Origin of the sequence: Pseudomonas sp. AU11447, assembly GCF_001672555.2 — a bacterium.
In the GTDB taxonomy this organism is placed as follows: Bacteria; Pseudomonadota; Gammaproteobacteria; order Pseudomonadales; family Pseudomonadaceae; genus Pseudomonas; species Pseudomonas nitroreducens.
Window position 1 is genome coordinate 1 of the sequence record NZ_LZDG02000001.1, and the last position, 385, is coordinate 385.

The 385-nt window shown below is 48.1% G+C and carries 1 rRNA gene; it reads left to right on the forward strand.

Going from position 1 to position 385, the window contains the following annotated elements:
- Nucleotides 1-198: 198 nt before the first annotated feature.
- Nucleotides 199-385: ribosomal RNA gene (locus tag A6723_RS00005) — 16S ribosomal RNA — on the forward strand; the annotation flags it as partial.

Here is a 385-nt window from a genome sequence, read left to right on the forward strand (position 1 = left end):
TGAGACGAAAGCCTTAACCAACTGCTCTTTAACAAGTTGAATCAAGCAATTCGTGTGGGTGCTTGTGATGTAAGACTGATGATCGACTGATTATCAGCAGCGCAAGTAACACTCGTGAATTCGAGAGTTTTAGCTCATTAAATTGAGCATGCGATTGCTGAGCCAAGTTTAGGGTTTTCTCAAAACCCAAGCAGTATTGAACTGAAGAGTTTGATCATGGCTCAGATTGAACGCTGGCGGCAGGCCTAACACATGCAAGTCGAGCGGATGATGGGAGCTTGCTCCTGGGTTCAGCGGCGGACGGGTGAGTAATGCCTAGGAATCTGCCTGGTAGTGGGGGACAACGTTTCGAAAGGAACGCTAATACCGCATACGTCCTACGGGA